Origin of the sequence: Gilliamella sp. B2911 (assembly GCF_026536965.1) — a bacterium.
GTDB classification, from domain to species: domain Bacteria; phylum Pseudomonadota; class Gammaproteobacteria; order Enterobacterales; family Orbaceae; genus Gilliamella; species Gilliamella apicola_E.
Genome location: NZ_JAFNNA010000002.1, coordinates 221169 through 237707 on the forward strand (window position 1 = coordinate 221169; position 16539 = coordinate 237707).

Below are 16539 nucleotides of genomic sequence, written 5' to 3' on the forward strand. Positions count from 1 at the left end.
TATAATTATTTATTACGTTAAACAATAACCTGCATACAACCGTCAAGACTATAAAAAGTGAGATTGTGTTATTGATTTCCAGTACTTATTACTAATATTTAACTGCGTAAATTAGATAAATTTTGGTGGCTTTAACTCAGGAATAAATTCTTTATATTCAGGAATAAATTTAGTAAGTAGATATTGTTCACTATGAATCGGATAATCAAAATTAACAATATAATTAGTTATAATTGTACTGCAAGTGGCACAATGATTAACCGATTTACCAATAAAAGATTTTGTTGATTTAGAAGTCGGCAAATCTGTATTTGCATAATTAAGATTTGCGTTCACCTGAGATGATATTAAATTTGGTGAATGATGATCTGAACAAGGTTTAGATATAATTAGAGAAAAATGCCCAATAGAAGAAAAAAGCAAAAATATTGCCAATATAATTAAAATATAAAATTGCTTCTTGTTAATGATTTGCGACATTATTCATCACACAATTAATCTCCTCGAGTCCATTTTACTAAAAATTGCAGCAAATTTATACAGTTTTAACTCTTGATATAAAAATTTGATTTTAATACCAAGGAATTAAAGCTGTTCAAACGTTTAATGATAAATATCACTTACTCATTTATTTGTTATAATCATAAAATAAATAAGCCAAATATAAATGGTTCTGGTATCATATTTGCATAAAAATAATATTCTGATTAAAAACGATATGAAAATTCTTTACGGAGTTCAAGGAACAGGAAATGGCCACATCAGTCGTAGTAGAACTTTAGCGAAAGCTTTAAAAAAGGCTGGTGCTGATGTTGATTACATTTTCAGTGGTCGTGATCCTAAAGATTATTTTGATATGCAGGCCTTTGGCAATTATCGAACATTTAGCGGTCTATCTTTTGCAACACTTAATGGAAAAATTAATTATCGAAAAACTATCCAAAAAATTCGCGCCTTTAGGTTAATTAAAGATGTTCGTGATCTCGATTTATCAAAATATGATTGCATTATTAGTGATTTTGAGCCAGTAAGTGCATGGGCTGCACATTATCAAAATCGAGAATGTTTAGGGATTAGTAACCAATCTGTCTGCCATTACCTTAAGCCAAAAGAATACGGCATGATAGCCAATGTTATTATGAAATATTATGCACCTGTTACAAAACCAATTGGCTTACATTGGTTTCACTTTGGTCATAAACTAATTCCACCAATGATTGATTCATTTGAAACTGTACCAACTGAAGATGGTAAAATTGTTGTGTATTTACCTTTTGAAGATTTAAATGAAATTGCAGAATTAGTTACTCAATTTCCACAATATCAATTTTGTTGTTTCCATCCCGATGTAAAACAAGTTACAGAGCGTAAGAATTTATTATTACAACCGTTAAGCCGAGATAATTTTACGCAAGCTTTGCTTAGTTGTTCTGGGATTATTTCAAATACTGGATTTGCATTAATATCTGAAGCGTTATCTTTAGGGAAGAAGATTCTAACTAAGCCAGTAGCAGGTCAATTTGAACAAGTTTATAATGCTCAATGTTTGCAATCTTTGGATATGGCAACTGTGATGGAAAATCTAAATAGCATGAAGCTTAAATATTGGGTTAGCTTGCCTTCTCCGAAACCAGTTGTTTATCCAGATGTGGCGACCGAGTTAGCTAATTGGATTGTTTCAGGTCAAAAAGAATCATTACTATCTTTAAGTCAAAGACTTTGGCAGCAGACTATATTCCCTGACAATGTGAATGAGCGTATAAAATCCTTAGGGTATGTGTAAAGGAACTAATATGATATTAAGTATTATTGTTGCCATGGCGGATAATCAAGTTATTGGGTTAAATAATCAAATGCCGTGGCATATGCCAGCAGATTTAGCATGGTTTAAAAAAAATACATTAAATAAGCCAGTTATTATGGGGCGAAAAACGTTTGAGTCTATTGGTAGACCATTGCCTAATCGTCATAACATTGTCATTAGTCGTCAAGCTGATAACAAAGCTTCAATAAACTCTGATGTTAGCTGGGTTCAATCGGTTGATGAAGCAATATCGTTGCTCAATGAACGGTCGGTTGAAGAGGCATTTTTTATAGGTGGGGGTAATATATATAGTCAGGTATTACCTTTAGTTAACCGTCTTTACTTAACTCATATTGATGCTCAATTACAAGGTGATACTTATTTTCCAGATTATTCTCAAATAGCATGGCGACAAATTCACTCAGAACAACATAAAGCTGATGAAAAAAATCAATATGATTATCAATTTGAGATTCTAGAAAAAACGAATCAATTAAAATAAATGAGTTGCCACCTAGAATTAGTGGCAACTTAATCAATAGCTACCCTTGAAACCGTTTTGCCTCAATTACATCTGGAAGTTGTTTAATTTTGTTTAATACTCTTTCAAGTGAATCTTGATCAAAAATTTGCATATCCATATCAATAGTCGCAATTTGTTGTTTCATTTCAATTCGGCTTGAGACACCTAAAACATTTACTTTCTCGTTAGCCAATATAGTGGTGATATCTCGCAATAAACCACTCCTGTCGTTAGCTATGATTCTAACAACCATTGTATAACTTGAATTGTGATTGCCACTCCATATAGCGCTAGTAATGCGCTCTGGAGCATGATTTTTTAACTCTTGCAATTGTTCACAGTCAGCTCGATGAATAGAAATACCTCGTCCTTGTGTTACAAAGCCAACAATCGGATCGCCAGGAATAGGTCGACAGCAATTAGCAATGGTGTAAAGTAAATTGTCGACACCTTCAATAATAATTTCACCACCTTTTATAGCGGTCGATTTTCCTGTATTTTTAGCTTGAGATGTTGATTTTTGGGTAATTTGTTTTAGAACAGCTTCATCTTCTTCTTCAGCTGTCGGTTTATTAAATTGGGCATTAATGAAGTTAACTAGTTGATTAATCCTAACATCACCACTACCTATCCCAGCAAGTACCTCATCAAAAGAGTGGGCATTGTATTTACTAATAAGAATTTTTTCGACACTTTTTAAGCTAATATTTAATGGCTCTAGCTCGTTTTCTAAAATTTGTTGTCCGGCAGCAATATTTTTATCTCTATCTTGCTTTTTGAACCAAGCTTGTATTTTTGCTCGAGCGCGACTGCTATTAACAAACCCCGTATTAGGATTTAACCAGTCACGACTTGGATTTGGTTGTTTCTGAGTAATAATTTCAACTTGATCGCCAGTTTTCAAAATATAAGTGAACGGAACTATACGACCACCCACTTTGGCGCCGATACAACGATGTCCAACATCACTATGAATATGATATGCAAAATCTAAAGGGGTTGAACCAGTTGGTAAATCGACTACATCACCTTTAGGCGTAAATACATAAACCCGGTCATCAAAAATTTGGCTACGGACGGTTTCTTGAATTTCGCCACTTTCGGACATTTCTTGTTGCCATGTTAATAACTTACGCAACCAAGAAATTCGTTGATCGTAAGCCGTCATTTTATCCGTGCTGCCTTCTTTATATTTCCAGTGTGCGGCTACACCTAATTCAGCATCATTGTGCATTTGTTCAGTACGGATTTGAATTTCAATAGTTTTATCTTGTGGACCATAAACAACCGTATGGATCGATTGATAACCATTGGGTTTGGGGTTAGCCACATAGTCATCAAATTCTTTAGCAATATGTTTATAATGGCTATGCACAATCCCTAATGCATTGTAGCAATCTTCAATTCGGTCACAAATTATACGCACAGCTCGAATATCATATAATTCTTCAAATTGTAGATGTTTGCGTTCCATTTTTCGCCATATACTATAGATATGTTTTGGACGACCGTAAACTTCAGCACGAATATGATCTTTATTCATCATATCCTGTAAATTCTTAACAAATTGATTAATGTATGATTCACGATCCAATCGTTTTTCATGTAACTTATGAGCAATGAAACGATATTGATCTGGATGTAAATAACGGAAACAAAAATCTTCAAGTTCCCATTTTAATTGCCCAATTCCTAATCGATTGGCTAGAGGAGCATAGATATTAAAGCACTCTTTAGCTGCGAGGACTTGATCTTCTTTTGGGGCATTCATTAGATTACGTAAATAAGTAATACGCTCTGCTAATTTTATTACCACACTACGGAAATCATTTACCATAGCCAATAACATACGACGAATACTGTCAATTTGCTCAGTAGTTGCATGTCCATTACGGATGGCTCGTAGTTGCCTGATATCCTTCATTTTGATAACACTGGAAAGGATGTGAATAATGTCGCGATCGAAATTTTCAGGCAGATCTTCTCGGCGGATAATTTTAGTATCAAGGAATGGCAGTAAAAGGGCTGTACATAAACTGTTAATGTCCATGTTCAAGGTTGATAAAATCTCAACCATCTCAATTGCATTTTGGAAGCAGTAGGTTTGTTCAGGCGCACCAGCACTGTGTTCAAAACAAAAATCCCAGATATCCTTAAACTTTTGATAGGATTCAAAATTGGTTAATAAAAGTTCATGTTTAGCCCATTGTTCAACATCAAACTGTGTTAGAGTATAATGCTCGTCATTTTGTTGATGGGCGCCTCTAATTGATACCATAATTATTACCCTGATCTGGTTAACATCAACATTGATTCAATATGCTTAGTTTGTGGAAACATATCCAAAATAGCAATCTTTGCAATATTGTATCCTTCCTCAATAAAGAGTTTGCAGTCCCTAGCTAATGTAGCAGGATTACATGAAATATAAACTATTTTTGATGGTGATAATTTAACAATTTCTGCTGTAGCATTATAAGCGCCTGCTCTTGCAGGATCTAATAATACTTTGTCAAATACTGTTTGATTCCATATCGAAAATTGTTGTTTATCTTCTAAATTACAGGTAAAAAATTGGGTTTTAGCCTGAATTTTATTTTGATTTAAGTTGGCATTAAGTTTAGCTTTTTCGACTAATTCCTCTACGCCTTCAACACCGGTAATAGATTGGCAATATTTTGCTATAGGTAATGAAAAGTTGCCCATGCCGCAAAATAGGTCAAGTATTTTGTCATTTGATGATATATCTAACCATTCAAGTGCTTTATTTACCATCTTTTGATTAATCTGGTTATTTACCTGAATAAAATCGAGTGGGCTAAAGCTTAGTTTTAATTGATCGATAAGGTAGTAATGTTCTTTATTGCCAAAAACATGAACCAGATTATCACCATGTAAATAGAGTGATATGTTATGAATTTCAGCAAACTGTTTTAATAAATGACTATCTTGCTCAGTCAATAGCTCAGTATGCCTTAACACTATAATTATTCCACTATCAACTGCAATTAATTCAATATGGCCAAGTGCTTTTTTCTGTTTGATTTGTCTTAAGCAAGATTGTAATGGAATGAGTAAATCATCTAGTTGTTCAACTAATACTGGGCAGTGGTCAATATTTATAATTTTGTTCGATTCGGATTGCCTGAAACCAATAAGTAATTCACCTTTGAAGAAATTAATTGATAACCGAGCACGTCTACGATAATGATAGGGTTGATCAGCAATGATATTAGGTGTGTTATCTTCCAACAAAGCCCCAGTTTCTTTTTGTATTAGCTTAATTAGTGCTTCATATTTTGCTTGTTGTTGTAGATCTGGCGAAATATGTTGTAATTCACAGCCACCGCATTGGGTAAAATACTTACATTGTGGTTTAACCCGATATTGACTGTAATTATGGTACTTTATTACTTTGGCTTTAGCGTAATTTTTTTTATCTTCGGTTAATTGAATATCGACGGTCTCGTCCGGCAAGGCTGATTTAATAAAGATTGTTTTACCTTTATGATTTGCTAACCCTTGTCCAAAGGCATCTAATTTTGTAACTGTAACTGTCAGTTTTTGAGAGGCTAGTTTTTTTTTCGGAGGAGTATAAAAATTGACCATATTAATAAATCGATATTATGTTAACCGTTTCAATAACTCTTTTTTAACATGCAAGGGTACTAAATTGGATATATCACCACCATGGTAAGCAACGTCTTTAACGATGGTAGATGAAATAAATCCCATTGCAATTGAAGGCATTAAAAAGATGGTGTCTAAATCTGGTTTTAATGCTCGATTCATTTCTGCGAGTTGTCTTTCATATTCAAAATCATGAGTTGTTCTCACACCTCTAACAATAACTGTTGCTCCGTGTTTCTGGGCAAAGTCAGCCATAAGATTATCAAAGCCAATCACTTCAACATTCAGTAAATGTTCCACTGGTGTTGAGGCTAAGTTAACTCTTTCTTCTAAAGTAAATAGCGTTTTTTTATTAGGGCTTTCCGCTATTGCGACAATCAAACGAGGAAAAAGTTGGGATGCACGGGTAATCAGATCAATGTGACCATTAGTAATTGGATCGAATGTTCCCGGAAAAATAGCCGTGAGATTTTTACTTTTCATTTATCTTATCCATTAGCGAATAGGAGAATATGATACCTAATTTTGACTTGGATTGTTAGTTTAACCGTACAAAATCTTCGTTTTTTATGTTCAAAAACCCCGTTCCTCAACTTTTTTTATTATCATAAATCTATTTGAGGTATGGTTAAACTTGTAGAATTTTTATTATTGATGAAATTATTTATTTTTCATCAATAATAAAAAGAGAAATTTATCAGCTTATAAAAAACTGATAGGTAATTTGGTGATGGTAAGTTTGTCCCGGTTCTAAGAAGCAGCTTGGTTGTGGCCATGTCAAATGATGAGGGCTATCGGGTAAAAACTGAGCTTCTAATGCTACTCCTGCAAAATTAGCATATTTACCATTGTGACGATTTGGTGTGTTGGCTAAAAAGTTACCAGTATAGACTTGTAGGGCAGGATAAGACGTTGTTACGTCCATTGTCACTTTTTTGTCTGATGATACAAGTTGAGCTGCAACTGGTTTTGATTTATCTAATAAGTAAGCGTGGTCATAACCGCCTGTGATTTTTCGTGCTGGGCTAGTTAGCAAATTATCGGATAGAACTCGTAACTGTCTTAAATCCATATCATCTTGAGTAACATCAAGCAAATCATTGCATGGAATACCATTGGCATCGACAGGTAAGTAATAGTTAGCATTTACTTTTAAACTGTGTGCAAGTATATCATTAGTTTCACCATCTAAATTAAAATAGGCATGGTTAGTTAAGTTAACTGGCGTACATTTAGTTGTGCTCGCATTATATTCGACGATGACTTGATTATCGTTAGTTAATGTATAACTAGCGGTAACTTTAAGTTCGCCAGGAAAGCCTTGGTCACCATCTGGAGAAATTAATCCAAATGTAACTTGTTGTTCCGATTGTGATTCAATTTTCCATATTTTTTTATCAAAGCCTGATTTGCCACCATGTAACTGATTAACGCCTTGATTGGCAATAAGCTGATAATGTTTTCCTGCTATATCTATTTCAGCATTTGCAATGCGATTGGCATATCGTCCAACAGTAGCACCTAAATATGCATCTTGTTGTTCGTATTGTTCGAATGATTGGCAACCAAGTATTAGTTCTCGGTTTTCTCCTTCAACTTGCATGGTACAAGAAAGCCAAGTTGCGCCCCAATTGGACAATTTAATTTTCATGCCTTGGCTATTTTTAAGGGTGATAATTTGTTTTACAGACATAATTTATGAGCCCCTTCACTTGGCTGACAGATATAAAAATCTTCCTTAATATTAAATTTCTTATGATAGTTTTGGTTAACCACATCTTTTACCTCATCAACTTTGTTCTTAGGAACTAAGGCAACAACACAACCACCAAAACCACCACCCGTCATCCGTACACCACCTTCATTTCCAATAACGTCTTGTATAATTTTAACCAGGTAGTCTATTGCAGGTACTGTGATTTCAAAATCATCGCGCATCGAATTGTGGCTTTCAGCCATTAATTTTGAGAGTAATGGATAATCTTCATTAGCAAGCGCATAAGCGGCTTTAAGTGTACGTTCATTTTCGGTAATGACATGATGAGCACGTTTAAATACTAGCGGATCGAGTGAGGATTTGATCTGTAGTAAATCAACCAATGATGCATCACGAAGGGCATTTACACCTAGCGCTTTGGCTGCGGCTTCGCATTGCTTACGACGAGTATTATATTCGCTATCAACTAATCCGCGTTTAATATTGGAATTAATGATTACAACGGCTAGATCTTTGGGGATAGAAATAGGTAATGCTTCTAATGATCGGCAATCAATTAATAAAGCATGTTGTGCTTGGCCAAGCGCGGATATTAATTGATCCATAATGCCACAGTTGCAACCAACATATTTATTTTCTGCCTCTTGACCGATTAAGGCTATTTTTTTGCCATCAAAAGGTAGATCGTAAAGCACCTGAAACATTTTACCAATTGCAACTTCAAGTGAAGCGGATGAACTTAATCCTGCACCTTGTGGCACGTTACCACTGATAGCTAAATCAACACCTCTAATATCTTCTGAATATTTTACGATATATTGAATTACACCTCGGACATAATTGGCCCATTGGTAATTTGGATGTTTTTCAATTGAAGGATTAAGTAAAAATTGATCCTGTTCATTATTATAATCAACCGCTATTACCCTAACTAAGTTGTCAGAACGTTTGTGACAGCTAATTACAGTTTCATAATTGATGGCACAAGGTAATACAAAACCATCATTGTAATCTGTGTGCTCGCCTATCAAGTTTACTCTGCCCGGTGCTTGTACAATGGTATCGGGTTTATAACCAAATTGATCCTCAAATGCTTGCGCGGTTTTATTGATTAATGCTTTCATTTATTTATCCTTCTTATCTTTATAATGCACATCACTAACGTTGCGCAGTCTTTCGGCTGCTTGCTCTGGCGTTAAATCTCTTTGCACTTCAGCTAACATTTCATAACCTACCATGAATTTTTTTACGGTAGCTGAACGTAATAGCGGAGGATAAAAATGGGCGTGTACTTGCCAATAATCAGTATTTCCTTCCACAAACGGTGCACCATGCCATCCCATAGAGTAGGGGAAAGAGCAATTGAATAAATTATCATAATGACAGGTCAGTTTTTTTAATGCTAAGGCCAAATCTTTTTGCTCAGATTGGTTAAGCATTGTTAATCTAGCAATATGTTTCTTTGGCAATAGTAGGGTTTCAAATGGCCAAATAGCCCAAAAAGGAACGACTGCTAACCAATGTTCTGTTTCTACCACAATGCGTTCTTTATTGGTCAACTCTTTTTCTACATAGTCTACTAATAAATTTCGTCCATTTTTTTGAAAATAGTTGCGCATATTGAGATCTTCTCGCGCTATTTCATTAGGGATAAAACTATTAGCCCAAACTTGTCCGTGCGGATGAGGGTTTGAACAGCCCATTGCTGCCCCTTTGTTTTCAAAAACTTGTACCCAAGGGTACTTTTTTCCTAGCTCTTGTTGCTGGGTGATCCAAGTTTTTATCACCGTTTCAATTGCAGGTAAATCAAGTTCAGGTAGAGTTTTACTGTGATCTGGTGAAAAACAGATAACTCGGCTTGTTCCTCTGGCACTTTGGATTTGAAATAGAGGATCGTTACTATCGGGTGAATTAGGCGTATCTTCCATTAATGCAGCAAAATCATTCGTGAAAACGTACGTTCCAGTGTAGTTAGGATTTATATCGCCAGTGACACGTTTATTGCCCGGACATAAATAACAATTAGGATCATAATGGGGTTTCTGTTCTTCATTTAAGGTTTCTTGTTGACCTTGCCAAGGGCGTTTTGCTCTGTGGGGCGAAACTAACACCCATTGTGCGGTCAATGGGTTATATCGGCGATGAGGATGATCAACTGGGTTAAAAATATCCATATTTGCCTCTTTAATTATAGTTTTACTGCAATTTTGATGTAAACATTTCTCTAATCAGGATAACCTTGCGGATTCTTTGATTGCCAATTCCATGAATCTTTTACCATATCATCAAGGGTTAACTTTGTTTTCCAACCTAATTGTTGTTCAGCTTTTTTCGCGTCAGCCCAAAATGCAGGTAGATCACCGGCTCGCCTTGGTGCGAAATGCCAATTAAGTGATTTTCCTGATGCCTTTTCAAAGGCTTTAATCACTTGCAGTACACTGAAGCCTACACCAGAACCTAAATTATAGATATGAACTCCAGCTTTATTTCTATCAGTTTTAAGTGCTGCAATATGACCATCTGCTAAATCCACAACGTGAATAAAGTCACGCACACATGTGCCATCAACTGTTGGGTAATCATTACCAAATACTGATAGCGATTCTCGTTTACCTATCGCAACTTGGGTAATGAAAGGCATCAGATTATTGGGCACGCCAAGCGGATCTTCTCCCATTAAACCGCTAGGATGAGCACCTACAGGATTGAAATATCGCAGTAAAGTTAAGGACCAATCAGGTTCAGCAATAGCTAAATCCATCATACATTGTTCAACCATAAGCTTACTTTTTCCATACGGGCTAGTTGGTAAACCTTGTGGTAATGTTTCGACGTAAGGAACTGGCGCTAGCTCACCATATACGGTAGCTGAAGAACTAAAGACTAATTGTTTAACGCCAGCATCACGCATTGCTTTCATTAAAACAATACTGCCATAAACATTATTTTCATAGTATTCAAGTGGTTTATATACTGATTCACCAACGGCTTTCAATCCTGCAAAATGAATAACAGCTTTAATATCGTGTTCTTTAAAAATTCTTGCAAGCAAATTTCCATCACAAACATCACCATGATAGAAATCGACTGATTTTCCTGTGATGGTTTTTATTCTTTCTAATACTGAGGCTTTACTATTAAATAAATTATCAATAATAATAGGAGTATAGCCAGCAAGAATTAATTGAACACAAGTGTGACTGCCTATATACCCACAACCACCTGTTACTAATATTTTCATTTTGATACCTTAATTTTTTGAATTGTTATTATTTAACTATTCTTCAATTTCAACGTTGCTTTTCTTTTTGAAAAGATCCAAAGGTCCACGTCCTGATAAGGTGAAAGCAGAAATAAGTGTAAAACTTAATGCAATTAAGCCAAGCACTAAATATGCCCCTTCAAATCCAATTTTAACATACATTAAACCAGCAAAGGTGGACATAAACATTATAGATAATTGTTTTGCAAAACAAAAAGCAATTAAGTAAACCGTTGCTGATAATCGAATTGGGAAATGTTTTGTAATATATTTAAATGCACCAACTAACAATAAAGGTGCTTCGAACATATGTAAGGTTTTTAAAATAATAACTTCAACTGCGCTACTAGCAAATGCTGAACCTGTAATACGAATTGACATAATTGCACCAGCAACGAGTAAAGTATTTTTACTTCCGATTTTCATGACAATAATTGGAGCAAAAAACATTACAGTCGCATTTAAAAATTCACCCAGTGTTGTGACGTAGCCAAATGCTTCACGACCAACTTGTTCACTTGAGAAAAATGAGGTGAAGAAGTTAGCAAATTGCTGATCAAATACATCATAAGTACAAGCCACACCAATAATGTAGAGCATAAAATACCAAGTTTTAGGCATTTTAAGTAAATTAACCGCAAGTTTTAAATTAAATGGTTCAGGTTTATTTAGTCCCATTTGGTCGACAACATCTGTGGTTGCTGTTTTAGCTGGATCGGCTATTTTGACTAAAATAAGTAACACTAAGGCAAAGCCAGAACATAACCAAAAAACAGCATTAATATCCTTAGAAATCATGATTCCAACAAATGAAGCACAAATCGCCCAGCCGAAGCAACCAAACATACGGCAACGACCAAATTCAAATCCACTACGTCTACTGATTTTTTCAACCAATGCTTCAATTGCAGGAGCACCACCACTAAAGACCATACCAAGATATAAGCCGCCTGCAGTAGCCCCTAGAGTAACATTTAGTTTAAGTAAAGGACCTAATATAAATATAAAGAATGGTCCAAATAAAACTAAAAGGAAGGTGATAATCCAAAGAAGGTGTTTTCTTAAACCTAACTTATCGGATATCAACCCAAATAACGGCTGAAAGAATAGTGCAAATAATGAGATAAATGAGAAAACATATCCAGTATCCGCTTGATCTAAACCTATCATTTTTAACCAAACTGGGAAAAATGGAAAGTAAGCTCCCATAATGAAAAAATAAAGAAAAAAGTAGAGGCTAAATACCCAATAATTTTTGTTATGCATTGCAGATTTAATTTTCTGATTCATAGTGAATTTCCTTTGCTAAGCTTTAAATGATTACCTAATCATTCAGAAATCGTTTATGTAAGAAATAAACTAAAAGCTATAAATTGCTCAGGATAATAACATTAAAAAAATGCAAAAAAAGTGATCTAGTTAACATTTTGTGAAATCGATTACATTTTTATTAAATTATTTTGGATTAGTTAAATAACATTCAAATAAGTTATATTAAAATTCAATATGTGCCTAATTGAAATAGTAATTAATAGTATTTTAATTAAGTTTTAAGTAACAAATTTTATACAATGAATAGATACTTATGAAAATTATTATCTATTTTGTGGTATCGATTACATTTTGAGGCGAAATTAAAATAACAATTTTAAATGTGTCTGATATTTATAGATTGCCTAATGATTTGAAACTTAAAGTCATATCGGCAATCTAATCTGAAATTTTATTGAAACTCTTTTAGCCTATTTTCAAAATGTTGCCATGGGTAGAATCCATCACTGTTTTGTTCTGCATTAAGCAACTTAAGTTGATAATGTTGTGGTGGATTATTAATATCAATAGCTTCACCAGTAAATAGCTGATCAAAACTTTGGTAGACATATTCAGCTTTGAAGAAGTATTCACCTGATGGTAGATGGCGGTAACGTTGAAATATAACCATTCCGCCAATTGGTGTATTTTCAAATTGATTAGGCAGTTGATATTCAGCAAAATCCAAAGCACCGAGCAGTGCAGCAATAGTACTATCATGACCAACCAATAAATTGACTTTATGAGATTGACTGTGTATTAAATCATCTATCTTATTGATTAATAATTTACTAATACTTCGTGCAATCGTTTTAGAGTGAAAAACTAAGTTAATATAGTGGTTACGAATTTGTATTATTTGTTGCCATTGTTCTTGGCTGGTTATTCTTCCCCAAGCAATTTGTTCTTTAGGAAATGCAGAGTAATACTGTAATAAAAAAGCATCAACGGCACAGATTCCAATTGCTAATGGTCCATGTAATTCGGGTTCTTCATTTTTCACAAAATGAAGCTCATAAGGAATATCAGCAAAATCACATTTAAGTTCAGAATATAATTGCGAATTTTTATAATCTAATATATCCGACACGATTTGATAAGCCGGCGCTAAATTTTTGAAAATTGATGCTGCTTTGTCTGCATCATTAATATCTTTTAAGACTTTTTGTTTAATTTCTGGGGAGTCATCTTGTACACTTGGATCAAAAATAGGATCCATTTTTTCGATGGTATATTTGTGATGAACAGGTATGTCATAACCAGCATAAGCACCGCCAACTAAGAATTGAGCCGTAGCTACTGTTCTTTGAAGGCTATTTGCATAAACATATATATCAGGATTCTCTGGTGAGAGCTTAATATTTCGTTGCTCTAGCCATTGTGATAGATAATGTCCAAAAAACGTTTCTAAAACGGCCCCTCGTGTTGTTAGATAACCATAAGCATGATCCCAAATTGGCCATTTAAAAGGGCTTGATTTTTCTAAGAACGCTATCGTGTTTTCTAATGGAGTACGTATGCCATGGCGACTTAGTATAACGACTTTGTCTAACTGATATTGAGTGTTGTTCATTTAGTTATCCATCCTTGTTCATGCAAATAAGTTAAAATGAAATCTCTTTGCCCTTTGATAATTGTTTCAGCAATTTTATCACTCCAACCACTTGCTTTTTGATTTGTCTGTCGATGACTATAGTATTCACTCATTTGAGTATCGTATTTTGCTAATAGTTGATCATCTATTGGTTGATAGTAATTTTCAAAAAACACTAATTCTTTCGGTAATCTTGGTTTTATTTCTGGATTTTGATCAGGATGACCGATACAAAGCCCAAATAAAGGAAGGACATATTTAGGTAATGCTAGTAATTCGGTAACTTTCGAAATATTATTGCGTAATCCACCAATGAAAACTGTCCCTAAACCTAATGACTGTGCTGCAATAACGGCATTTTGCGCCATAAGTGCCGTATCGATACAGCCAACTAAAAGCTGCTCAGCTTTTTCAAGTGGAATAGTTGAATCAATTTGAAAGTGGCGATTAAAATCGGCACAGAATACCCAAAATTCAGGAGCTTGATTAATATAACTTTGCTCTCCTGAATAATGTGCTAGCTTTGAACGATTATCGCTGTCTGTAATTCGGATAATTGTGGTGCATTGTAGAAAATTAGAGCTCGGAGCCGATTGTGCCGCTTGAAAAATTGATTCCAACTGTTCATTAGTCAGTGGTGTTGATTTGTAAGACCGAATTGAGCGGCGCTGACAAATTAAATCGATTGTTTCATTTTGCATATTGGCTCCTAGGCACCATTATTTTTTTATAAATTGCAAATCCCAAACACCATGCCCTAGATTTTGCCCACGTTTTTCAAACTTGGTAATAGGTCTGTCATCAGGTCTCGGGATATAGTCATTTGTTGTAGATAAATTTTTAAACCCATCAGCTTGACTTAATACTTCAAGCATATGCTCAGCATAATGTTGCCAGTCAGTAGCTAAATGTAATACTCCATCAACTTTTAATTTTTCATGAATTAATTTAACAAATTCGGGTTGAATAATTCTGCGTTTATTGTGCCTTGCTTTATGCCAAGGGTCAGGGAAGAAAATTTGAACTTTATCTAATGATTCATTAGGTATCATATTTTCTAATACTTCAACTGCATCATGACACATTACTTTTAAATTGGTTAATTTATTTTCTTCGATTGCCATTAAGCAAGCGCCTACGCCAGGTCGATGGACTTCAATACCTATAAAATTTTTGTCTGGTGAGGATTTTGCCATCTCAATCAATGATGCACCCATACCGAAACCGATTTCTAGAACCAGCGGTTTGTCATTTTCGAAAGTGATTTGTGAGTGTGCATTATATTCAATGCCATATATAGGCCATAAATGAGTTAAAGCCTGTTGCTGCCCTTTAGTTAAGCGGCCTTGTCTCAATACAAAACTACGTATTGTTCGTTTAGATTCTGTCTCTTGATTATTCGTTTTTAATTGTTCACTCATTGTGTGTCTGCTGTTAGTATTAAATGATTTATCAAGGTAATTATTCACCTTTGTGGTACAGTATTTTAACCGATTTTTAATCTACTTCAAAAAACATCATTTTAACTTATATTTCTATATATTATTGTGATAGATATAAAATATTTGTAATAATTTTTTATAATGTAGTTGAGGATGATCTGTAAATGATTATATAATTATCACTCCGATTTAACCGATTACGTTTTATGTAATCATGATTACATGCTTGAGGATTTCTCGTGCCTGATATGAAGCTTTTTGCTGGTAACGCCACACCCGAACTAGCAAAACGTATAGCTAATCGTCTTTATACTTCTCTTGGTGATATTATTGTTAGCCGTTTTAGTGATGGTGAAGTCAATGTCCAAATTAATGAAAATGTCCGTGGTGAAGATGTTTTTATTATCCAATCAACTTGTGCGCCTACAAATGACAATTTAATGGAATTACTAGTAATGATTGATGCGATGCGTCGAGCATCTGCCGGTCGTATTACTGCTGTTATTCCTTATTTTGGTTATGCAAGACAAGATCGTCGAGTGCGTTCAGCCCGTGTGCCTATTACAGCTAAAGTTGTTGCAGACTTTTTATCAACTGTTGGTGTAGATAGGGTTTTAACGGTTGATCTTCATGCTGAACAAATTCAAGGCTTTTTTGATGTACCTGTTGATAACGTATTTGGTAGCCCTGTAATTTTAGAAGATATGTTACAACGTGATTTTGAACGCCCAATCGTGGTATCACCAGATATTGGTGGTGTTGTTCGTGCACGTGCAATTGCAAAACTTTTAAATGATACTGACATGGCCATTATTGATAAACGTCGTCAACGTGCAAATGAAGCAGAAGTGATGAATATTATTGGTGATGTAGCCGACAGAGATTGTATTTTAGTTGATGATATGATTGATACTGCCGGAACACTTTGTAAAGCGGCTGATGCATTGAAAGCTCGTGGTGCAAAACGTGTTTTCGCTTATGCAACTCACCCTATTTTCTCAGGAAAAGCGGTAAGTAACATTAAAGATTCTGCCATTGATGAAATTGTAGTTTGTGACACAATTCCATTAACAGCAGAAGTGAAAGCATTGAAAAATGTGCGCCAACTTACATTATCAGGTATGCTTGCTGAAGCAATTCGACGTATTAGTAACGAAGAATCAATTTCAGCAATGTTCCATCAATAATCTTTTTTTCTGAATTAGATAAATGCCCCTTCTAGGGGCTTTTTTGCTAATAATTGACGACAGACTATT

The 16539-nt window shown here is 34.7% G+C and carries 15 protein-coding genes; 3 read left to right on the plus strand and 12 right to left on the minus strand.

Annotated features, from left to right (window positions below; translation table 11 throughout):
• Window positions 1–111 precede the first annotated feature (111 nt).
• Window positions 112–480, minus strand: a complete 369-nt coding sequence (locus J3U27_RS03020; protein ID WP_065563649.1) for a hypothetical protein — start codon at window positions 478–480, stop codon at window positions 112–114.
• A 238-nt stretch (window positions 481–718) separates the two neighbouring features.
• Between J3U27_RS03020 and J3U27_RS03025 the strand changes: the two genes are divergently transcribed.
• Together J3U27_RS03025 and folA are read left to right on the plus strand one after the other, a co-directional pair.
• Window positions 719–1783, plus strand: coding sequence for an MJ1255/VC2487 family glycosyltransferase (locus J3U27_RS03025; RefSeq protein WP_065563753.1), 1065 nt, complete (start codon window positions 719–721; stop codon window positions 1781–1783).
• A 10-nt stretch (window positions 1784–1793) separates the two neighbouring features.
• Window positions 1794–2306: a type 3 dihydrofolate reductase gene (folA, locus tag J3U27_RS03030; protein WP_416379935.1), complete on the plus strand. Its 513-nt coding sequence runs from the start codon at window positions 1794–1796 to the stop codon at window positions 2304–2306.
• A 40-nt stretch (window positions 2307–2346) separates the two neighbouring features.
• On the opposite strand, the gene relA is transcribed toward folA, so the two are convergent.
• The 11 genes from relA to trmB all read right to left on the minus strand — a co-directional run bounded on the left by relA (window position 2347) and on the right by trmB (window position 15262).
• On the minus strand, window positions 2347–4605 hold the full coding sequence (gene relA / locus J3U27_RS03035; RefSeq protein WP_065563647.1) for a GTP diphosphokinase: 2259 nt from the start codon (window positions 4603–4605) through the stop codon (window positions 2347–2349).
• 5 nt (window positions 4606–4610) lie between these two features.
• Window positions 4611–5936, minus strand: coding sequence for a 23S rRNA (uracil(1939)-C(5))-methyltransferase RlmD (gene rlmD, locus J3U27_RS03040; RefSeq protein ID WP_267376804.1), 1326 nt, complete (start codon window positions 5934–5936; stop codon window positions 4611–4613).
• A 15-nt stretch (window positions 5937–5951) separates the two neighbouring features.
• Window positions 5952–6440 (minus strand): pantetheine-phosphate adenylyltransferase, encoded by a 489-nt coding sequence (gene coaD / locus J3U27_RS03045; RefSeq protein ID WP_267337077.1) that lies wholly within the window; start codon window positions 6438–6440, stop codon window positions 5952–5954.
• Between the two features lie 214 nt (window positions 6441–6654).
• Window positions 6655–7650, minus strand: a complete 996-nt coding sequence (gene galM, locus J3U27_RS03050; protein WP_267376805.1) for a galactose-1-epimerase — start codon at window positions 7648–7650, stop codon at window positions 6655–6657.
• Entirely contained in the window at window positions 7641–8798 is a 1158-nt protein-coding gene (galK, locus tag J3U27_RS03055; protein WP_267331822.1) for a galactokinase, read from the minus strand. Before galK ends, galM begins: the two co-directional genes overlap by 10 nt.
• Window positions 8799–9848 (minus strand): galactose-1-phosphate uridylyltransferase, encoded by a 1050-nt coding sequence (gene galT, locus J3U27_RS03060; RefSeq protein WP_065563642.1) that lies wholly within the window; start codon window positions 9846–9848, stop codon window positions 8799–8801.
• Window positions 9849–9898: 50 nt separating this feature from the next.
• On the minus strand, window positions 9899–10915 hold the full coding sequence (gene galE / locus J3U27_RS03065) for a UDP-glucose 4-epimerase GalE (RefSeq protein WP_065563641.1): 1017 nt from the start codon (window positions 10913–10915) through the stop codon (window positions 9899–9901).
• A gap of 36 nt (window positions 10916–10951) precedes the next feature.
• On the minus strand, window positions 10952–12226 hold the full coding sequence (locus J3U27_RS03070) for an MFS transporter (protein WP_256122109.1): 1275 nt from the start codon (window positions 12224–12226) through the stop codon (window positions 10952–10954).
• A 433-nt stretch (window positions 12227–12659) separates the two neighbouring features.
• Window positions 12660–13820: a histidine-type phosphatase gene (locus J3U27_RS03075; protein WP_267331820.1), complete on the minus strand. Its 1161-nt coding sequence runs from the start codon at window positions 13818–13820 to the stop codon at window positions 12660–12662.
• Window positions 13817–14542, minus strand: a complete 726-nt coding sequence (gene nfsA, locus J3U27_RS03080) for an oxygen-insensitive NADPH nitroreductase (protein WP_065734698.1) — start codon at window positions 14540–14542, stop codon at window positions 13817–13819. The genes J3U27_RS03075 and nfsA overlap by 4 nt, the downstream gene beginning before the upstream one ends.
• Window positions 14543–14560: 18 nt before the next feature.
• Window positions 14561–15262: a tRNA (guanosine(46)-N7)-methyltransferase TrmB gene (trmB, locus tag J3U27_RS03085; protein ID WP_065734697.1), complete on the minus strand. Its 702-nt coding sequence runs from the start codon at window positions 15260–15262 to the stop codon at window positions 14561–14563.
• A 260-nt stretch (window positions 15263–15522) separates the two neighbouring features.
• Here trmB and J3U27_RS03090 point away from each other — a divergent pair, with 260 nt between their 5' ends.
• On the plus strand, window positions 15523–16470 hold the full coding sequence (locus J3U27_RS03090; RefSeq protein ID WP_086319756.1) for a ribose-phosphate pyrophosphokinase: 948 nt from the start codon (window positions 15523–15525) through the stop codon (window positions 16468–16470).
• Window positions 16471–16539: the final 69 nt, after the last annotated feature.